A 16,903-nucleotide genomic window follows, 5' to 3' on the forward strand; every position below is an offset into this window, starting at 1 on the left:
CCACGGCATTGACGCGGCCCGCCCCGGAGCGTAGCCAGGGCCATGCCCCTCGCCGCCGCGAAAAGAATGGCCAAAGGCCTGGCCCAAGCCCTTGCCGCCCTGCGCCGCGCCCATTCCTGGCGCTGGCTCAGTTACGGCATCATCGTGGGCGCGGCCGCGGGCCTGGCCGCCAGCGCGTATTTCGTCAGCGTGGAGTGGCTGCAAACCTTTCTGCTGCGCCACGTGGCGGGCTTCAGCCTGCCGAACCCGGCGGGCGAGCATCTCTTCGACATGGACCCCGGCGCGTACCGGCCCTGGCTTGTGCCGGTGTTCACCTCCCTCGCCGGGCTCCTTACCGGGTTCTTCATCCAGCGCTATGTGCCGGAGACGGTCACCGGCGGCACCGACGGCACCGACGCCACCACCCGGGCCTTCCACCGCGCCGGGGGGCTGGTGCCGCCGCGCGTGCCCATCATCCGGGGGCTGGCCTCCATCCTCACCATCGCCAGCGGCGGCAGCGCCGGACGCGAGGGGCCCATCGCCCAGGTCGGCGGCGGCATCGGCTCCTGGCTGGCGCAACGGCTCAAGCTCAGCGCCAGGGAGCGGCGGCTGCTTCTGCTCGCCGGCGCGGCGGGCGGCATGGGCGCCATCTTCCGCGCCCCCCTGGGCGGCGCGCTCACGGCGGTGGAGGTCATCTACCGCGAGGACTTCGAGGCCGAGGCCATCCTGCCCGCGGTCATGAGTTCGGTGACGGCCTACAGCGTGTTCACCTTCTTCTTCGGCACGGAGCACATCCTGGCCGCCCCGGCCTTCCAGTTCACGGACCCGCGCGAGCTGATCTTCTACGCCGTGCTGGCCCTGGTCTGCTCGGCCGCGGCGTATCTGTTCATCGGCACCTTCCGCGCCTGCAAGACGCGGCTCTTCGCTCCGGTGCGCGCGCGGCTGGGCATCATGTGGACCCTGGGCCTGGGCGGGCTGCTGGCGGGCGGCATCGGCGCGCTGTTCCCCCAAACGCTCTCCGGCGGGTACGGCTGGCTCGAAATGGCCATTTTGGGCCAGGTGCCCACGCTCATGCTCATCGCCATGGTGCTGGGCAAAACCCTTTCCACGAGCATGACCATCGGCTCCGGCATGAGCGGCGGCATGTTCGCTCCGGCGCTGTTCGTGGGCGGGCTTTCCGGCGGCGTGGTGGGCAACGTGGCCCACGACCTGTGGCCTTCCATCGCGCCGCAGCCCGGCAGCTACGTGCTGGTGGGCATGGCGGCCTTCTTCTCCGGCATCGCCAAGGCGCCCATAGGCCCGCTGGTCATGGTGTGCGAGCTTTCGCGCGGGTACGGCCTGCTGGCCCCGCTCATGCTGGCCTCGGCCCTGTGCATCGCCCTGTGCCGCAAAATCTCGCTGTACGACAACCAGGTGGAGACCAAGTTCGACTCCCCGGCCCACGCGGCCGACGCCACCCTGAACGTGCTGGAGGACCACACCGTGGCCGGGCGCTACACCCCGGGCACGCCGCCCGTGCTGGAGGCCTATTCGACCCTGGGCGTCATTGCCGACTTGATGCGCCACAGCGAGGGCAGAAGCTTCCCCGTGCGCGACGCCTGCGGGCGCATCTGCGGTCTGGTGGACATCCACCGCGTGCGCGGGCTGGTGTTCGAGGAGCCGCTCTTCGACCTTGTGGTGGCGGGCGAGATCATGGGGCCGCTGGCCTTTGTCACGCCGGACGAGGATTTGTATTCCGCGCTGCTCAAGTTTGTGGAGAGCGGCTACGCCCAGCTGCCGGTCTTTGCTCCGGCAACGGCGCTGGACCGGAAGCTGGGGCAGACGGCCACCCTGGCTGAGGACGGCGGGGCGACGGCCGGAGCGCCAAAGGCCTCGCTGCCGGGTGAAGGCATGGCGGCTGGAGCGGCGGAGCTGCTGGGCATGCTGGACCGCCGGGCCGTGTTCGAGGCCTACGCCGAGGGCATGCGCCACGTGCGCGCGCTGCAGGACCAGGACGAGTCTGTGGCGCAAACGTCCGCCGGGGCTTCCGGCGCATGCAAACCGTAAGAGGGGAGGGCACGATGCGTCGGCTGCGTCTGGAGCACAAGAATTCGGAGCTGTTGCCGCACCGGGCGTTCTGGGGCCGCGTGGCCTGGTACGCGCTGTTCGACCTGCTGTTTTTGGCCGTGAGCCTGGGCATCGGCGTTGTGGGATACCACGCGCTGGCCGGGCTTGGCTGGGTGGACGCCTTTTTGAACGCCTCCATGATCCTGACCGGCATGGGCCCGGTGGACCGGCTGGAGAGCGATGCGGCGAAGATCTTCGCCTCGTTCTACGCCGTGTTTAGCGGCGTCAGCTTCCTCACCTTTTGCGGCGTGTTGTTCACGCCCTTCTACCACCGGTTTCTGCACCGGTTCCACCTGGATCTGGGCGACAAGAACCTGTAGCCCCGCTAAAGCGCCGGCACAAATCCCAGCAGCCACACCACCACGGGCGCAAAGCCCGCGGTGAGGATGCCCGACAGAATCATGGCCAGCCCGGCCATGGCGCCTTGCTGCTCGCCCTCCATGAGCGCCGTGGCCGTGCCCTGCCCGTGGGACACGGTGCCGAAGGCCAGACCCCGGGCCGTGGGGTCGCCCACGCGCGCGAGGTTGAGCAGCCAGCCCCCCAAAAGCGAGCCCGACGTGCCCGTGGCCACCACGAAGGCCGCGGCCAGCGGGGGCACGCCGTTGTAGATTTTGGCTATCTCCACGGCAAAGGGGATGGACACGCTCTTGGGCAGAATGGACATGACCACCTCGTCCGGCAGGCCGCCCAGGCGCGTGAGAACCGCCGCCAGCAGCATGGCCAGAAACGAGCCCAGGGCCACGCTGCCCAAGATGGCCGCGCCGTTGCGGGCCAAAAGCAGGCGGTAGCGGTACAGGGGCACGGCCAGGCCCACAGTGGCCGGGCCAAGCAGCGCGGTCATGATGTTCTTGGCCGGGGTGTAGTCCTTGTAGGTCAGGCCGCAGAGCACAAGGACCGTGATGATGAGCGCGGCGCCCAGGGCGACGACGTTCAGCAGCGGATGCTTGTAGCGCAGGTACAGCGCGCGCACCAGAACATAGGTCGGCACGGTGATGCCGATGCACAGCAGGGTCGTGGCGGTTGGTCCCAGGGCCTGCATCAGCCGCGCCTTTGCTGCATGCGCTGGGACGCCAGGCCCACGGCGACGATGGGCACTATGGTGCTGACGAGGATGGCCGCAAGCAAGACGAGGCCGTGCTCGTAGAACACGCCGCCCCATTCCATGAGCCCCACGGCCACGGGGATGAAGAAGAACACGAGATGCTTGAGCAGAAGGTCGGCCGCGTCCTGCACGTGGCGCAGCTTCACCACCCCCGCGAGCAGCAGCAGAAAGAGCACCACCACGCCCAGAACCGTGGCCGGCACGGGCAGGCCGGTGGTGGTGACGAACCAGTCGCAGGCCCAGTAGATGAGCCAGAGCAGGGCCAGTTGGCCAAGGGCCTTTATCGTCTGCGTCATGCGGGCCTCCTGTTGTGGGACCCGCTTGCCGCCAGAGACGGCGGTGCGGCGGGCCGGGGGGCTGGCGGACGGCGGCGGCTGGAACGGCCGTCCGGGCGCGTTTGCTAAAAGATCCGCTGCTCCACGCTGGTGCCGGTGCGCAGCGCCCACACATCGCTCCGCTTCATCCAGGCCACGGCCAGGAACAAGGCCACATAGCCCGCGCTGAAGAGCTGGTGCAGGCCATCGGTGCCGTTGCCCCAGGGCAGGGCGGGCAGGTTCAGGCCCTGGACCACATACGGGCTGACGAGCTGGCCCGTGAACATGAGGAAGAGCAGCAGCGCCGCGCCCGGGCCAAGGGTCAGCGAGGCCAGGAGCGCCACGGCCAGCAGCGACTGCGCCGCGGTGAGGAAGATCTCGTGCAGCTGGTAGGGTCCCAGGGGCAGGGGGTGCTCGAAGGTGCCGCTGGACATGCCGTACACGCCGGGAATCATGCCCACGAGCAGCGTCCACTGGTTGAGCTTGCTGGACAGCAGGCTGCCCATGGCCGTGGCGGCCTGCCCGCGCAGCACGAACATGATGGCCACGATGAATTCCGGGGCCTCGCTGGCGATGGGCGCAAGCCACTGCACCAGCACGAATTCGTTGATGCCGTAGACCTTGCCCGAGGCGACCAGGTTTTCGCTGAACAGCTCGGCGTTGGCTAGAATGACCCCGGCGGCGAAGACGAACAGACCGATCGTGGCCGCGCGGCGGCGGGCCTTGGACAGCGCGCCGATGAGCTCGGCCGGGCCTTCCAGCTCGCAGTCCTGGCAGGGCCGCTGGCTGGCCAGGCGGATGTACCAGGCGTAGATGGCCAGGAACACGATGCCGTCGTACCAGGCCAGGCTGCCCTTGATGGGAATGAAGAAGGCGTAGGCCGTGGCCATGCCCAAGAACAGGATCTCGGTGCGCTGCTCCACGTCGAGGCTGATGCGCCGCCGGGTCTTGAACCAGTGGATGGCCGCAAGCGAGCTCCAGGCCACGCCGATGAGCAGCCTGTTGGCGCCGGTCATGTTGGCGATGGCGTAGTGGGCGTAGTCCGATTCCGGGTGCTTGCCCGCCTGCCAGGTGAAGTACATGTCCACGGCGTATTCCGGCAGCACGGCTATGAGCGCCACCACCGCCAGGGCCAGGGTCTGCGGAATGTCCATCTGGGCCACGTCGCAGGCCCACAGCAAAAGGAACGAGGCGCCCAGGATGGCCAGGCCGGAAAGCAGCGCGGCCGGCGGCGGGGGCAAATGCACGCCGGAAAGCTTGAGCCACAGGCCCGGCACGGTGATGAGCGCCGCAAGAATGAGCGGCAGGGCTTTTCTCATGGCCGGCCCCGGCTACTCGTCTGTGAGCAGGCGCTCGGCCACGGCGAGGTCGTACAGGCTGGTGGGGTCGGTTTCCTTGCCGCGGGCCTTGAACATGGCCGCGGCCTGCTCGATGACGTCGTAGGGCAGCCACTTGTGCTTTTCCCACACGCTTGGGTCGCTCTGGTGCCACATGCGGAACTCCACGCGGCCCGCGTAGCGGCGCACGTACATGCGCGCCTCCGGGTGCTGCGGAGCGGGGAAGTAATACACGCCAAGCTGATCTTTCATGAATGACTCCAGTATGGTGCGGCGCTATTCGCGCCAGAGGGGGTCGGGCTGCACGCGCACGCCCTGGCGCACGTCCGCTCGCAGGCAAAGGCCCACGGCGGCGAACAGGGCGTCGATGCCGCGTCCGAAGAAGAATTCGTGGTATTCCGGTGTAATGCCCGCGCGCTCCGAAAGGCTTTTGCGGAAGGCCCGGTCGGCCAGGGCCATGTGCGCAAGCTCCTGCTCGGCGTCCAGCGCTTCTTGGCCGCCCGCGCGCAACAGCACGGAAAGCTCGCCGATGCGCGCCGGAGGCACCAGGGCCTCGTGCTCGGCCATGACGGCCAGCACCCCATGCCCCTTGGGCAACAGGTCGCGCCGGGTCAGGCGGTCCTTTTCGTACATGGCGGCCAGCTCGGCCGTGTCCTGGCAGAAGAGGGCGCGGCACTCTGCCGGGCGGCGGCCATACAGGCCGCAGGCGCGCTGTGCCGGGTCGTAGAGGGCGCAGGTCCAGCTTCCTTCCGTCCCCTTGAGCTTCAAGAGTTCGCTTGTGAGGGGAAGCACATGGCCACGCACCTGGTCGAAGGCCGGTTCGCCCGCGCGCAGGGTGACGACAAGGGAGAGGTCGAGGGCGTCGGCGCCTTCGAAAAGGGCCTTGTCCTGCGCGTGCAGGGCCGGGCCTCCTCGGCGGCAGCACTCGCCGCAGCGGCGGCATTCGGGGGATTTGTCGGTGTCGGTTTTCAAGATAGTGATTGCCTGTGGTGGTCGGTTTGCGCTACCTTAGGTACGTTTAAAGATGCCGTTACAGGCACAGGCAAATACCCTGGCCCGGCCCGGAAAGCAACCTTGGCAAAACGGCGTGCGCAAGGTATGGCTTTGTTCCGCGTAGTAGTGCGTGGAACCGGATTTATGTTGACAGAGACGGTGGAATTTCCGTAACAGATGAGGAATCATGCGCTGGAATTAGAGGAATCGGGTGGTCCCGCGTTCATCGGTTCACAAGCGCCTCGCCAGATGGAGGAAAGACATCCGGCGACGGCCCGCGCGCCAGCGGGCGCATGCCGGATAGTTTATCGAGTGTGGCAACATCTTACTTCAAACAACGGAGGTTAAGGGAATGGCGAAACACAAAACCCCCTTGTTGGACCAGCTGGAAAGCGGCCCATGGCCCAGCTTTGTGTCCGACATTAAGCAGGAGATCGAGCATCGGTACGCGAACCCCAAGGGGATCGACTTCCAGGTTCCCGCCGAGTGCCCGGACGACCTGCTCGGTCTGCTTGAGCTCTCCTATGTGGACGGCGAAACCCACTGGAAGCACGGCGGCATCGTGGGCGTGTTCGGTTACGGCGGCGGCGTCATCGGCCGTTACTGCGACCAGCCCCAGAAATACCCCGGCGTGGCCCACTTCCACACCGTGCGCGTGGCCCAGCCCTCCGGCATGTTCTACAAGACCGACTTCCTGCGCTCCATCTGCGACCTTTGGGAACTGCGCGGCTCCGGTCTGACCAACATGCACGGCGCCACCGGCGACATCGTGCTCATCGGCACCAGCACCCCGCAGCTCGAGGAAATCTTCTTCGAACTGACCCACAAGCTGAACAACGACCTGGGCGGCTCCGGTTCCAACCTGCGCACCCCGGCCTGCTGCCTCGGCGAGAGCCGCTGCGAGTACGCCTGCTACGATTCCCAGGAGCTGTGCTATCAGCTGACCCAGGAGTACCAGGACGAACTGCACCGCCCCGCCTTCCCCTACAAGTTCAAGTTCAAGTTCGACGGCTGCTCTCTCGGCTGCGTGGCGTCCATCGCCCGTTCCGACATGAGCTTCATCGGCACCTGGCGTGACGACATCCGCGTCGACCAGAAAGTTGTGGCCGCTTACGTCGGTGGCGAAATCGCCCCCAACGCCGGCGCCCACGCCGGCCGCGACTGGGGCAAGTTCGACATCCAGAAAGAAGTCGTCGACCTGTGCCCGTCCGGCTGCATCCGCTACGAGGGCGGCAAGCTCGAGATCAACAACAAAGAGTGCGTGCGCTGCATGCACTGCATCTGCGTCATGCCCCGCGCCCTCAAGATCGGCAACGACCGCGGCTGCTCCATCCTGATCGGCGCCAAGGCCCCGATTCTCGACGGCCCGCAGATGGGTTCGCTGACCATCCCCTTCATCAAGGTCGAAGAGCCCTATGATGAGATCAAAGAGTTCATCGAGTCCGTTTGGGACTGGTGGATGGAAGAAGGCAAGAACCGTGAGCGCATCGGTGAGACCCTGAAGCGCCTTGGCTTCGCGCGCCTGCTCGAAGTGACCGGCACCACCGCCGATCCTCGCCACGTGCAGGAACCCCGCCACAATCCGTACATCTTCTGGAAGGAAGAAGACGTGAAGGGCGGCTGGCAGCGTGAGATCTCCGATTACCGCTCCAAGCACCAGCGCTAACCTGAAGGAGGACGCAAAAAATGGCCTTCATTTCTTCCGGATATAATCCTGCTAAACCGATGCAGGACCGTATCACTGATATCGGTCCCCAGCACTTCTCCGAGTTCCTGCCCCCGGTCATCGCCAAAAACAAAGGCGCCTGGGACTACCACGAGATCATCGAACCCGGCATGCTGATGCACGTCGGCCTCTCCGGCGACAAGGTCTTCACCGTTCGCTGCGGCGGCGCGCGCCTCATGTCCGTGACCAACATCCGCGAGATCTGCGACATCGCCGACAAGTACTGCGGCGGTCACCTGCGCTTCACCACCCGCAACAACATCGAGTTCATGGTCGGCACCCTTGAGGAAGCCAAAGCCCTTAAGGCCGACCTGAACGGCCGCAAGTTCGCCGGCGGCTCCCACAAGTTCCCCGTTGGCGGCACCGGCGCCGGCGTCACCAACATCGTGCACACCCAGGGCTGGGTCCACTGCCACACGCCCGCCACGGACGCCTCCGGCACCGTGAAGGCGACCATGGACGTGGTGTTCGAAGAGTTCACCAACATGCGTCTGCCCGCCCCCGTGCGCATCTCCATGGCTTGCTGCCTGAACATGTGCGGCGCGGTGCACTGCTCCGACATCGCCATCCTGGGCATTCACCGCAAGCCCCCGATCATCGACCACGAGACCCTGGACAACGTGTGCGAAGTGCCCCTGGCCGTCGCCGCTTGCCCCACGGGCGCCATCCGTCCGACCAAAATCGAGTTCCAGGGCAAGCAGGTTAACACCGTTGCCGTGAAAAACGAGCGCTGCATGTTCTGCGGCAACTGCTACACCATGTGCCCGGCCATGCCCCTGTCCGACAAGGACGGTGACGGCATCGCCCTCATGGTCGGCGGCAAGATCAGCAACCGCGTCACCAAGCCTTCGTTCTCGAAGGTCGTGGTGCCCTTCATCCCCAACGAGCCGCCCCGCTGGCCGACCATGACCAAGGTCATCAAGAAAATTCTTGATGCCTACGCCGGCGACGCCCACAAGTACGAGCGCCTTGGCGACTGGGCCAACCGCATCGGCTGGGAGCGTTTCTTCGAGAAGTGCGACCTTGAGTTCTCGCACCACTTGATCGACGACTTCCGTGATCCGGCGTACTACACCTGGCGCCAGACCACCCAGTTCAAGTTCTAAGCATTAGGCTTACAACGGGGCGCGGAGGGCAACCTTCGCGCCCCTCACAACAAAAAGGGGCATCAACATGGCGCTCGTTTACGAAGAAGCCAAAGCCAAAATTGTTGAGTTCATCAACTCCAAGGCCAAGAGCAAGAGCAAGTTCTACTTCAACGACTTCACCGCCCTGTTCCCGGACGAGAAGGGCCGCGACGTGAAGAAGATCTTGACCCAGATGATCAATGAAGAAGTGCTGGTTTTCTGGTCCAGCGGCAGTACCTCCATGTACGGCCTGACCGGCGCCGGCAAGCACGCCGAGGGCGAAGACTAAACCCTTCGTTTCCCGATTGTTTCGAGAGGGCCTTGCCCAGCATGGGCAGGGCTTTTCTCGTTTCGGGTGGAAAGTGACGCCGTACCCATGACCCATTTCCCCCGCATCATCCTGGCCGGACTCTCCGGCGGCTCCGGCAAGACCTTCGTCTCCGTCGGCCTTTGCAGGGCCATGTCCCGCCGGGGCCTCGCCGTTGCCCCCTTCAAGAAGGGCCCGGACTACATCGACGCGTCCTGGCTCTGCCACGCCGCCCGCCACACGGCCTGCAACCTCGACCCCTTCCTCCTCCCGCGCGAGACCATCGCCGCGCTGTTTCAGGAAAAGGCCCTCGAGGCCGATATTTCCATCATCGAAGGCAACCGCGGCCTGTTTGACGGCAAGGACCGCGAAGGCACCTGCTCCACGGCGGAATTGGCGCGCCAGCTGGACGCCCCGGTCATTCTCGTGCTCGACGCCACCAAGATGACGCGCACCGCTGCCGCCATCGTGGCCGGGTGCCGCTCCTTCGAGCCGGGCATGAACCTGGCCGGAGTGATTCTGAATCGCACCGCGGGCGAGCGCCACCGCCACATCCTCAAGGACTGCATCGAAGGCCTGGCCGGCGTGCCCGTGCTGGGCTGCCTGCCCAAAATGACCGACAATCCCATCCCCGAGCGGCACATGGGCCTGGTTTCCGACCAGGAGCACGCCGGGCGCGAGGCCGCCCTGGACGCCATTGCCGAGGTGGTGGAGCGCTGGCTGGACGTGGAGCGCATCGCCGCCGTGGCCAAGGACGCGCCGGAGCTTTCGCCCGCCGGCGCAGTGCCCTGGCCGCCGCGCGCGGTCGAAGGCGAGGGGCCGGTCATCGGCTATGTTTTCGACGCCGCCCTCTGGTTCTACTACCCGGAGAATCTGGAAGCCCTGGAGCGCGCCGGAGCGCGGCTCGAACGGCTGTCGCTGCTGAGCGATGAACCCTGGCCCAAGCTCGACGCCCTGTACCTGGGCGGCGGCTTCCCGGAAACGCAGGCGGCGCAGCTTTCCGCCAATGTGGCCGCGCGCGCGCGCGTGCGCAGCCTCGCGGCCGAGGGCACGCCCATCTACGCGGAGTGCGGCGGGTTCATGTACCTGTGCGAGGGCCTGCACCTGACCGTTAAGGGCGTTGACCAGTGGCATCCGCTGGCCGGGGTGTTCCCGGTGTCCACGCGGCTGTGCGCCCGGCCCCAGGGGCTGGGGTACATCGAGGCGGAGGTGCTGGCGGAAAATCCCTTCCATCCCCTCGGCGCGCACATCACCGGGCACGAATTCCACTACTCGGCCTGCACCGAGCCCAGCCACCCCGCGTCCATGCCCGCCTTCGCCCTCAAGATGCTGCGCGGCCACGGCATGATGGATGGACAGGACGGCCTGCTCGCGGGGTGCACCTTTGCCGCGTATTCGCACATCCACGCCTTGGGCACGCCGCACTGGGCGCCCGCGTTCGTGCGCGCGGCGCAGGCCTTCCGCCAGGGACGCTAAGCGCGTCGCGTCCGCTTGCAGGCGCATTGCCCTGGGCGGGCGCGTCTGCTAAAGCCGGATGCGTTGGCGCACGGCACGCCATTTTTCTCCATCACGAAAGCAACCCCCGCAATGAATCACGCAACTCACGCAACCACACGCAACCAAGGAGATTCGAAGATGCAGCGCTTTTTTCGCTTGATCCTGGCGACCGCCCTTGTGTTCGCCCTGGCCGCGCCCTGCCTGGCCCAGAGCGCCACGCCCGGCAAGGTCCTGGTGAAGCTTGAAACCACCCAGGGCGACATCGTGCTCGAACTCAACAAGGACAAAGCCCCGGTGACCGTTGCCAACTTTCTGCGCTACGTGAAGAGTGGCCACTACGACGGCACCATCTTCCACCGCGTCATCAACGGCTTCATGATCCAGGGCGGCGGCTTCGACCTGAGCATGAAGGAGAAGCCCACGGGCAAGACCATCAAGAACGAGGCCGACAACGGGCTCAAGAACGAGCTTTACACCATCGCCATGGCCCGCACCTCCGACCCGCAGTCCGCCTCGGCCCAGTTCTTCATCAACGTGAAGAACAACCGCTCCCTGGACTTCCGCTCCCGCACCGAGGAAGGCTGGGGCTACGCCGTGTTCGGCGAGGTGGTGGACGGCAAGCGCGTGGTGGACGCCATCAAGGGCGTGCAGACCGGACGCCGCGGCATGTTCGACGACGTGCCCCTGCAGCCCGTGGTCATCAAGAAGGCCAGCATCGTTTCGCAGTAGCGCAAGCGTTTTACGCACCCTTGGGGCGGCCTTTCGCAGTGGCGGAGGGCCGCCTTTTTTGCGCCCTGCGCCCGGGGGGGGCAGCGGCTCAGGCTGTCCGGTTCGGACTGTCTCGTCCGGGGCGGGTGGTTCAGGCCGCCTGGAACGGTCCGCCGAAGGGTTCGGCGACATCCTCGCGGAGCAGCGCGCGGGAAAGCGTGTCGGATCGTTGGGCGGCCGTATTGCCGGAAGATTCGGTGATCCGATTGCCGGACGCCTTCCCTGCGGCGCCGTCAAGAGGCCTCTCCAGAATGTCGCTTAATGATTCGCGCAGACGACTTTCGGCTTCCTGCCGGGGCAGCGCGCGGCCGTGGCGCAGCAGGGTGTAGAGCAGGGCCGCCGGGCCAGCCGCCGGAATCGCGGTTGTGACGGTTTCCGGTGCGGGCGCGGCCACGCACCGGGAGACGAGGGAGAGCTTTCTCTGTTGCGTGGCGGCATTGGGTTGGGGCAGCAGTCGGAGCATGGCCGTGTCCTCCTGTGTGATGTGTGCAGGGGCGAACAGGTGGGGGGCAGGGGTCCGTCGCCCGCACCGGATGAGACACTGCCAGGCCGTGGTGACGTGAGAAAGACGAGGCTGTTACCGTTGCGTGGGGCAATAAAAAAAGCCCCGTCTCGCGGCGGGGCTTTTTGCTGCAAAGGGCGGAGGGCTCAGGCGCCGCCGCTGGCGTTGTCCTGCACGGGCGGCACCCCGCAGGCGCGGGCGCGTTCGGCTTCCTCGGCGCGCAAGGCCCGGCGCAGCACCTTGCCCACCATGGTCTTGGGCAGGCTCTCGCGGAACTCCACGTGCCGCGGCACCTTGTAGCCGGCCAGCTTTTGCCGGCAAAAGGCGATGATTTCGGACTTGGTGGGCTTTTCACCCGCCTTGGGCACCACAAAGACTTTCACCACCTCGCCGCGCGCGTCGCATGGAATGCCCACGGCCACGGCCTCCTGCACCTTGGGGTGCTGGTGCAGAATCTCGTCGATCTCGCGCGGGTAGATGTTGTAGCCCGCGCTGATGATGAGGTCCTTCTTGCGGTCGACGATGAAGAAGTAGCCTTCCTCGTCCATGTAGGCGATGTCGCCGGTGTAGAGCCAGCCGTTTCTGAGCACGTCGGCGGTCTCGTCCGGGCGGCCGTAATATCCGGCCATGACCTGCGGACCGCGCACGGCCAGCTCGCCCAGTTTGCCCGGAGGCAGGGGCGGACCGCCCAGGTCCATGTCCACGATCTTGGCCTCGGTGCCGGGTACGGGCAGACCGATGGCCCCGTGCTTGGCTTCGCCGTGCAGGGGGTTGATGTGCGTCACGGGCGAGGCTTCGGAAAGGCCGTAGCCTTCGCAGATGCGCGCGCCGGTCGCCTTGCGGAACTGGTCGAACCATTCCACCGGCATGGGGGCTGAGCCGGACACGCAGTAGCGGATGGACGAGAGGTCGTAGGAGCCGACGTTCTTTTGCTGCAAAAGCGAAATGTACACCGAGGGCGCGCCCGGGAACACCGTGGGCTTGTCCTTGTGGATGGTCTTCAGCACATCGCCGGGAACATAGCGCGGGAAGGGAATCTGCGTGGCTCCCACGGCGGTGCACAGGTTGAGCGAAACCGTGAGGCCGTAGATGTGGAAGTAGGGCAGCACGCCGAGGAAGGTCTCGCGGTCGGCGCCCATGCCGGGCAGCATGGCCGTGCACTGCTGCACGTTGGCGCAGAGGTTGGCGTGGGTGATCATGCAGCCCTTGGCCAGGCCCGTGGTGCCGCCGGTGTATTGCAGAAGCGCCAGGTCCTTTTGCGGAATGAGCCCCTCGGCCGTGTAGGTGGACATGCCGCCCATGAGCGCGCCCCAGGTGAACACGGTGTGGCTGTCAAAGGGCACCTTGCGGTTGTGGCCCTCGCGCCAGGCGCGCAGCTTGTAGAGCATGTTCATGGGAAAGCGCAGGCTGTCGGCGATGCTGGTGACGAAATATTTCTCGATGGGCAGCTGTGCGCGCAGGGGCTCGATCTTGTTCCACAGCAAATCGAGGGTGATGAGGAAGCGCGCGCCCGAGTCGGAAAACTGGTGGACGATCTCCGTCTCCATGTACAGCGGATTGGTGAAGACGACCGTGCCGCCCGCGCGCAGCACGCCCCAGTAAGCGATGATGGTCTGCGGGGTGTTGGGCAGCATGACGGCCACGCGGTCGCCGCGCTTGAGCCCGTGCTTGCGGAGGTTGGCGGCCACAAGACCCGCAAGTTTGCGCAGCTTGGAGTAGGTGATGCTGGTGTTCTGGAACACGACGGCGGGCCGCTCCGGCCAGCGGTCGGCTGCCTCGAAAAGCAGCTCGTGCACAGGCTTCAGAGCAAGCTGCGGTGAATGCGGAACATTTTGGTCGTAATGCTTGAGCCAGGGGCGGTCAATCTCGGGCATGGTCCATCCTCGCGGGGGCAGTCGTGGGGCATGAAAGGCCGGGGGACTATAGTTTGGCGCACGAAAGGTGGCAAGGGGAAAACGCTTGGGGGAATCCGCGCGGAAAAATGGCGCGGCACGACGGAACGTCATATTTGTGGCGGTGATGATTTATTGCATCTATGAATGATTTGGCGTTTTAATTACAGGCTAAAGAACTTTTTCGTTTATGCCGAAAATACGGTAGAAACGTTGACAGTCCATGTTTTCTGGGATTATATGAGACTTGATTGCACACAAGGTGTGAAAAAATATCATTGACCAAGTGAACGATTCGGGGATGGTTTGCCCGTAATTTGCATAAAGTCACGCAGGATCTTGAGGCGGCAGACGCTTCCGCCTTGCGGATGCGCGGCCACGAAAGATTTTTGGACCAGGCACCAACCACCGGGTGAATGAACATGCTGCTCGCAGACGGAAAATACATCAAGCCCAGCAAGGAAACCAGAGTGCTCGCCATTCTGGACTCCCTGTCGCAGGACTCGGCGCTGTCGCAGTTCGAATTGGGCCGCCGGCTCAAGCTCAGCGGCGCCATGGTCAACCAATACCTCAAGCTGTTGCAGGAGAAAGACCTCATCGAGTTCCGCCCGGTGAACGGCAAGAGCTACCGCTACGTGCTCACCAGCGGCGGCGAAAAAAGCCGCCGCCAGATGTTCAGCGACTACTCGAGCGAGACCATCCGGCTTTATACCAACATCAAGGATTTCATTCTCTCCAAGCTGCGCAGCCTGGAGCTTCGCGGGAGCAAGAAGATCGCGCTTTTCGGCGCCTCCGAAACGTGCGAGGTCGTGCTTTCCGCCCTGCGCGACACCGCCTTCCAGGTGGTCGTCGTTGTGGATAACGACGTGGAGAAGCACGGCGCTTTGTTCCACGGCTATGTCATTTCGTCGCCCGTGGTGCTGGAACACGTGGATTGCCAGGCCGTGGTCATAACTTCGTTTGGCCGCCAGGACGAAATTTTCCAGCAACTGCAGCCCGTCTCCGTCAGGAGAGGGCTCGAGACCGTGAGGTTGTGAGCATGGCGCACGTCACCTCCATTACGCTTCCCACCGGCCAGAGAATTGGCCAAGGGTGCCCCTGTTTCATCGTGGCCGAGGTGGGCAACAACCACCAGGGCGACATGGACCAGGCCCGACGCATGGTCGAGGAAGCGGCCAAGGCCGGAGTTCAGGCCGTCAAGTTTCAAAAGCGGCACATGGAGTCTTTGCTGACCCGCGCCGGACGCGAGGCCCCCTATACCGGGGCCAACAGCTTTGGACCCACCTACGGCGCGCACCGCATGGCGCTGGAGCTTTCCGCCGCGCAGATGGCCGAGCTGAAGGAGCTTTCCGAATCCCTGGGGCTGGTGTTCTTCGCCTCCGCCTGGGACGAGGTGAGCCTTGACGAGATGCTTGGCCTCGACATGCCGGTCATCAAGATCTGCTCCGCCGACGTGACCAACCTGCCCCTGGTGCGCAAGGTGGCCGAAAGCGGCCTGCCCGTCATCATGAGCACGGGCATGAGCAGCCTGGAGGAAGTGGACGCGGCCGTGGCCGTCATCCGCGCCCGCCACGACAAGCTCGTGCTGCTGCACTGCAACAGCTCCTACCCCTGCGCCGAGGAACAGATCGGCCTGCCGGTGATGGACGCCCTGCGCGAGCGCTACAATCTTCCCGTGGGCTATTCCGGGCACGAGCGCGGCCTGGCCCCCAGCGTGGCCTCTGTGGCCCTGGGCGCCTGCGTCGTGGAGCGCCACTTCACCCTGGACAAGAGCCAGGTGGGCACGGACCACAAGGCCAGCCTCGAACCTGCTGAGCTGGCGCTGCTGGTGCGCATGATCCGCGAGGTGGAGTCCTGCATGATCCTGAAGGGCAAGAAGGTCTTCCCCGAGGAGCAGGCCGCGGCCAAGAAGCTGCGCAAGTGCATGGTCTTCTCGCGCGATTTGCCCGCCGGGCACGTGCTGACCTCCGCCGACCTGACCACCAGAAGCCCCTTGGACGGCATTTCGCCCGTGCACTGGGACGAGGTGCTGGGCGCGGCGCTTTTGCGCTCCGTGAAGCACGAGGAACCCTTGCAGTGGGAGTTTTTCGCCCTTTCCGAGCCGCAGGCCCGTGCTGCCTCGGCGGCCTCGCTTTCCACGCGCGGGTAGGGCCATAGGCTTTGCCGCTCCCGAAAGGGGGCTAGCCATGCGGCCCGCGCTCGCGTATGGACCAGGAAAGGACGGTCGGGCATGAACCAGACGAACATCCTCCTGGAGAGCGGCACCAACGAGCTGGAGATCATCGAGCTGTACCTCACGGAGGCCGGCGCAGATGGCCAGAGCGTGAATTCCTATTTCGGCGTCAACGTGGCCAAGGTGCTCGAGATCATCGAGTCGCCGCCGACCCTTGAGCCCTCTCCCTCGGCGGAGCATCCCAGCTATCTCGGGGTCATTCCCCTGCGCGACATGGTCCTGCCCGTGGTCGATTTGGCCGTGTGGCTGAACGTTGCGCGCGTGCCCAACAGCCACGAGCCCATCCTGGTGACGGAGTTCAACGGCGTGCGCACGGGCTTCCTCGTGTCCGGCGTGACCATGATCCACCGCGTGAGCTGGAGCGAGGTGGAACCGCCCAGCCGCTATCTTTCCGACCTGCCGGGCAACTGCATCACCGGCACGGTCCGCCTGGACGACCACTTCGCGCTGCTGCTCGACCTGGAGCGCGCCCTGGTGGAGTTGAACGCCCTGGACGTGAAGGAGTCCGAACACGTGGACGTGCCCGAGGCCGAAACGCCTCTGCACGTGCTGCTGGTCGACGACTCCACCTCGGTGCGCTTTCTGCTCAAACGCAATTTTGAGAACGCCGGGTTCACGGTCGAGGCCAAGAACAACGGCGAGGATGCCTGGAACTATCTGGTGACCCTCAAGGCCGAGGCCGCGGAGCGCCGGGTGCCGGTGTCGAGCCTGCTGGACGCCGTGATTTCCGATGTGGAGATGCCGCGCATGGACGGCTACACCCTGACCAAGCACGTGAAGAGCGACAAGGAGCTGGGCGTGCTGCCCGTGGTTCTGTTCTCGTCGCTCATCTCGCCCAATCTGCTGCACAAGGGCCAAAGCGTCGGCGCGGACGCGCAGATCACCAAGCCGGCCTTCGGCGGCCTGACCACCCAGGTGCGCGAAATGATTTTGAGCCGCCGGGCCGGTTAGGGGCTTGACCTTTTCCCGGACTTCGGCGTAAGCCTTTCAACAGTCAACAAACCCGCAACCTTCGAGCTG

At 65.3% G+C, this 16,903-nt stretch carries 17 protein-coding genes; 10 read left to right on the forward strand and 7 right to left on the reverse strand.

Going from position 1 to position 16,903, the window contains the following annotated elements; genetic code table 11:
* The first annotated feature begins 42 nt into the window (after positions 1 to 42).
* Both ACYQ4W_RS01745 and ACYQ4W_RS01750 read left to right on the forward strand, forming a co-directional pair.
* Positions 43 to 2,025: a chloride channel protein gene (locus tag ACYQ4W_RS01745; protein ID WP_459852112.1), complete on the forward strand. Its 1,983-nt coding sequence runs from the start codon at positions 43 to 45 to the stop codon at positions 2,023 to 2,025.
* Positions 2,026 to 2,039: 14 nt separating this feature from the next.
* Positions 2,040 to 2,405, forward strand: a complete 366-nt coding sequence (locus tag ACYQ4W_RS01750) for a hypothetical protein (RefSeq protein WP_459852114.1) — start codon at positions 2,040 to 2,042, stop codon at positions 2,403 to 2,405.
* Between the two features lie 5 nt (positions 2,406 to 2,410).
* On the opposite strand, the gene ACYQ4W_RS01755 is transcribed toward ACYQ4W_RS01750, so the two are convergent.
* The 5 genes from ACYQ4W_RS01755 to ACYQ4W_RS01775 all read right to left on the reverse strand — a co-directional run bounded on the left by ACYQ4W_RS01755 (position 2,411) and on the right by ACYQ4W_RS01775 (position 5,810).
* A complete protein-coding gene (locus ACYQ4W_RS01755) occupies positions 2,411 to 3,124 on the reverse strand; it encodes an LrgB family protein (protein WP_459852116.1) in 714 nt (237 codons plus the stop codon).
* A complete protein-coding gene (locus tag ACYQ4W_RS01760; protein ID WP_459852118.1) occupies positions 3,124 to 3,483 on the reverse strand; it encodes a CidA/LrgA family protein in 360 nt (119 codons plus the stop codon). Before ACYQ4W_RS01760 ends, ACYQ4W_RS01755 begins: the two co-directional genes overlap by 1 nt.
* 104 nt (positions 3,484 to 3,587) lie before the next feature.
* Positions 3,588 to 4,820 carry a sodium:calcium antiporter gene (locus ACYQ4W_RS01765; RefSeq protein WP_459852120.1) on the reverse strand — a complete coding sequence of 411 codons (1,233 nt, stop codon included), beginning with the start codon at positions 4,818 to 4,820 and terminating at the stop codon, positions 3,588 to 3,590.
* Between the two features lie 12 nt (positions 4,821 to 4,832).
* Positions 4,833 to 5,090 (reverse strand): hypothetical protein, encoded by a 258-nt coding sequence (locus ACYQ4W_RS01770; protein WP_459852122.1) that lies wholly within the window; start codon positions 5,088 to 5,090, stop codon positions 4,833 to 4,835.
* Positions 5,091 to 5,114: 24 nt separating this feature from the next.
* Positions 5,115 to 5,810: a YkgJ family cysteine cluster protein gene (locus tag ACYQ4W_RS01775; protein ID WP_459852124.1), complete on the reverse strand. Its 696-nt coding sequence runs from the start codon at positions 5,808 to 5,810 to the stop codon at positions 5,115 to 5,117.
* A 373-nt stretch (positions 5,811 to 6,183) separates the two neighbouring features.
* On the opposite strand from ACYQ4W_RS01775, the gene dsrA reads away from it, so the two are divergent.
* The 5 genes from dsrA (at position 6,184) to ACYQ4W_RS01800 (ending at position 11,217) form a co-directional block, all read left to right on the forward strand.
* Positions 6,184 to 7,497: a dissimilatory-type sulfite reductase subunit alpha gene (gene dsrA, locus ACYQ4W_RS01780; protein WP_459852126.1), complete on the forward strand. Its 1,314-nt coding sequence runs from the start codon at positions 6,184 to 6,186 to the stop codon at positions 7,495 to 7,497.
* Between the two features lie 20 nt (positions 7,498 to 7,517).
* Positions 7,518 to 8,663, forward strand: coding sequence for a dissimilatory-type sulfite reductase subunit beta (gene dsrB / locus ACYQ4W_RS01785; protein ID WP_459852128.1), 1,146 nt, complete (start codon positions 7,518 to 7,520; stop codon positions 8,661 to 8,663).
* A 67-nt stretch (positions 8,664 to 8,730) separates the two neighbouring features.
* Positions 8,731 to 8,973, forward strand: a complete 243-nt coding sequence (locus ACYQ4W_RS01790) for a dissimilatory sulfite reductase D family protein (RefSeq protein WP_459852130.1) — start codon at positions 8,731 to 8,733, stop codon at positions 8,971 to 8,973.
* An 87-nt stretch (positions 8,974 to 9,060) separates the two neighbouring features.
* Entirely contained in the window at positions 9,061 to 10,467 is a 1,407-nt protein-coding gene (locus tag ACYQ4W_RS01795) for a cobyrinic acid a,c-diamide synthase CobB (protein ID WP_459852131.1), read from the forward strand.
* A 159-nt stretch (positions 10,468 to 10,626) separates the two neighbouring features.
* Complete coding sequence (locus ACYQ4W_RS01800) at positions 10,627 to 11,217, forward strand: peptidylprolyl isomerase (RefSeq protein ID WP_459852133.1); 591 nt, start codon at positions 10,627 to 10,629, stop codon at positions 11,215 to 11,217.
* A gap of 130 nt (positions 11,218 to 11,347) precedes the next feature.
* On the opposite strand, the gene ACYQ4W_RS01805 is transcribed toward ACYQ4W_RS01800, so the two are convergent.
* A complete protein-coding gene (locus tag ACYQ4W_RS01805; RefSeq protein WP_459852135.1) occupies positions 11,348 to 11,719 on the reverse strand; it encodes a hypothetical protein in 372 nt (123 codons plus the stop codon).
* 185 nt (positions 11,720 to 11,904) lie between these two features.
* Positions 11,905 to 13,632 carry a long-chain-fatty-acid--CoA ligase gene (locus ACYQ4W_RS01810; protein WP_459852137.1) on the reverse strand — a complete coding sequence of 576 codons (1,728 nt, stop codon included), beginning with the start codon at positions 13,630 to 13,632 and terminating at the stop codon, positions 11,905 to 11,907.
* A gap of 440 nt (positions 13,633 to 14,072) precedes the next feature.
* On the opposite strand from ACYQ4W_RS01810, the gene ACYQ4W_RS01815 reads away from it, so the two are divergent.
* The 3 genes from ACYQ4W_RS01815 to ACYQ4W_RS01825 all read left to right on the forward strand — a co-directional run bounded on the left by ACYQ4W_RS01815 (position 14,073) and on the right by ACYQ4W_RS01825 (position 16,834).
* Positions 14,073 to 14,687, forward strand: coding sequence for a winged helix-turn-helix transcriptional regulator (locus ACYQ4W_RS01815; RefSeq protein WP_459852139.1), 615 nt, complete (start codon positions 14,073 to 14,075; stop codon positions 14,685 to 14,687).
* Between the two features lie 2 nt (positions 14,688 to 14,689).
* The gene (locus ACYQ4W_RS01820; RefSeq protein WP_459852141.1) at positions 14,690 to 15,799 is read left to right on the forward strand and encodes an N-acetylneuraminate synthase family protein; all 1,110 of its coding nucleotides are present in this window, start codon (positions 14,690 to 14,692) and stop codon (positions 15,797 to 15,799) included.
* Positions 15,800 to 15,880: 81 nt separating this feature from the next.
* Positions 15,881 to 16,834, forward strand: a complete 954-nt coding sequence (locus ACYQ4W_RS01825; RefSeq protein WP_459852143.1) for a chemotaxis protein — start codon at positions 15,881 to 15,883, stop codon at positions 16,832 to 16,834.
* Positions 16,835 to 16,903: the final 69 nt, after the last annotated feature.

The organism is Humidesulfovibrio idahonensis, assembly GCF_054657715.1.

What these genes read in the sequence shown, in the direction of transcription:
- dsrB (WP_459852128.1), top strand. Translation starts at nt 7,518, where the DNA reads ATGGCCTTCATTTCTTCCGGATATAATCCTGCTAAACCGATGCAGGAC.
- ACYQ4W_RS01760 (WP_459852118.1), bottom strand. Translation starts at nt 3,483, where the DNA reads ATGACGCAGACGATAAAGGCCCTTGGCCAACTGGCCCTGCTCTGGCTC.
- ACYQ4W_RS01825 (WP_459852143.1), top strand. Translation starts at nt 15,881, where the DNA reads ATGAACCAGACGAACATCCTCCTGGAGAGCGGCACCAACGAGCTGGAG.
- ACYQ4W_RS01800 (WP_459852133.1), top strand. Translation starts at nt 10,627, where the DNA reads ATGCAGCGCTTTTTTCGCTTGATCCTGGCGACCGCCCTTGTGTTCGCC.
- dsrA (WP_459852126.1), top strand. Translation starts at nt 6,184, where the DNA reads ATGGCGAAACACAAAACCCCCTTGTTGGACCAGCTGGAAAGCGGCCCA.
- ACYQ4W_RS01745 (WP_459852112.1), top strand. Translation starts at nt 43, where the DNA reads ATGCCCCTCGCCGCCGCGAAAAGAATGGCCAAAGGCCTGGCCCAAGCC.
- ACYQ4W_RS01815 (WP_459852139.1), top strand. Translation starts at nt 14,073, where the DNA reads ATGCTGCTCGCAGACGGAAAATACATCAAGCCCAGCAAGGAAACCAGA.
- ACYQ4W_RS01820 (WP_459852141.1), top strand. Translation starts at nt 14,690, where the DNA reads ATGGCGCACGTCACCTCCATTACGCTTCCCACCGGCCAGAGAATTGGC.
- ACYQ4W_RS01750 (WP_459852114.1), top strand. Translation starts at nt 2,040, where the DNA reads ATGCGTCGGCTGCGTCTGGAGCACAAGAATTCGGAGCTGTTGCCGCAC.
- ACYQ4W_RS01795 (WP_459852131.1), top strand. Translation starts at nt 9,061, where the DNA reads ATGACCCATTTCCCCCGCATCATCCTGGCCGGACTCTCCGGCGGCTCC.
- ACYQ4W_RS01810 (WP_459852137.1), bottom strand. Translation starts at nt 13,632, where the DNA reads ATGCCCGAGATTGACCGCCCCTGGCTCAAGCATTACGACCAAAATGTT.
- ACYQ4W_RS01790 (WP_459852130.1), top strand. Translation starts at nt 8,731, where the DNA reads ATGGCGCTCGTTTACGAAGAAGCCAAAGCCAAAATTGTTGAGTTCATC.
- ACYQ4W_RS01805 (WP_459852135.1), bottom strand. Translation starts at nt 11,719, where the DNA reads ATGCTCCGACTGCTGCCCCAACCCAATGCCGCCACGCAACAGAGAAAG.
- ACYQ4W_RS01770 (WP_459852122.1), bottom strand. Translation starts at nt 5,090, where the DNA reads ATGAAAGATCAGCTTGGCGTGTATTACTTCCCCGCTCCGCAGCACCCG.
- ACYQ4W_RS01755 (WP_459852116.1), bottom strand. Translation starts at nt 3,124, where the DNA reads ATGCAGGCCCTGGGACCAACCGCCACGACCCTGCTGTGCATCGGCATC.
- ACYQ4W_RS01765 (WP_459852120.1), bottom strand. Translation starts at nt 4,820, where the DNA reads ATGAGAAAAGCCCTGCCGCTCATTCTTGCGGCGCTCATCACCGTGCCG.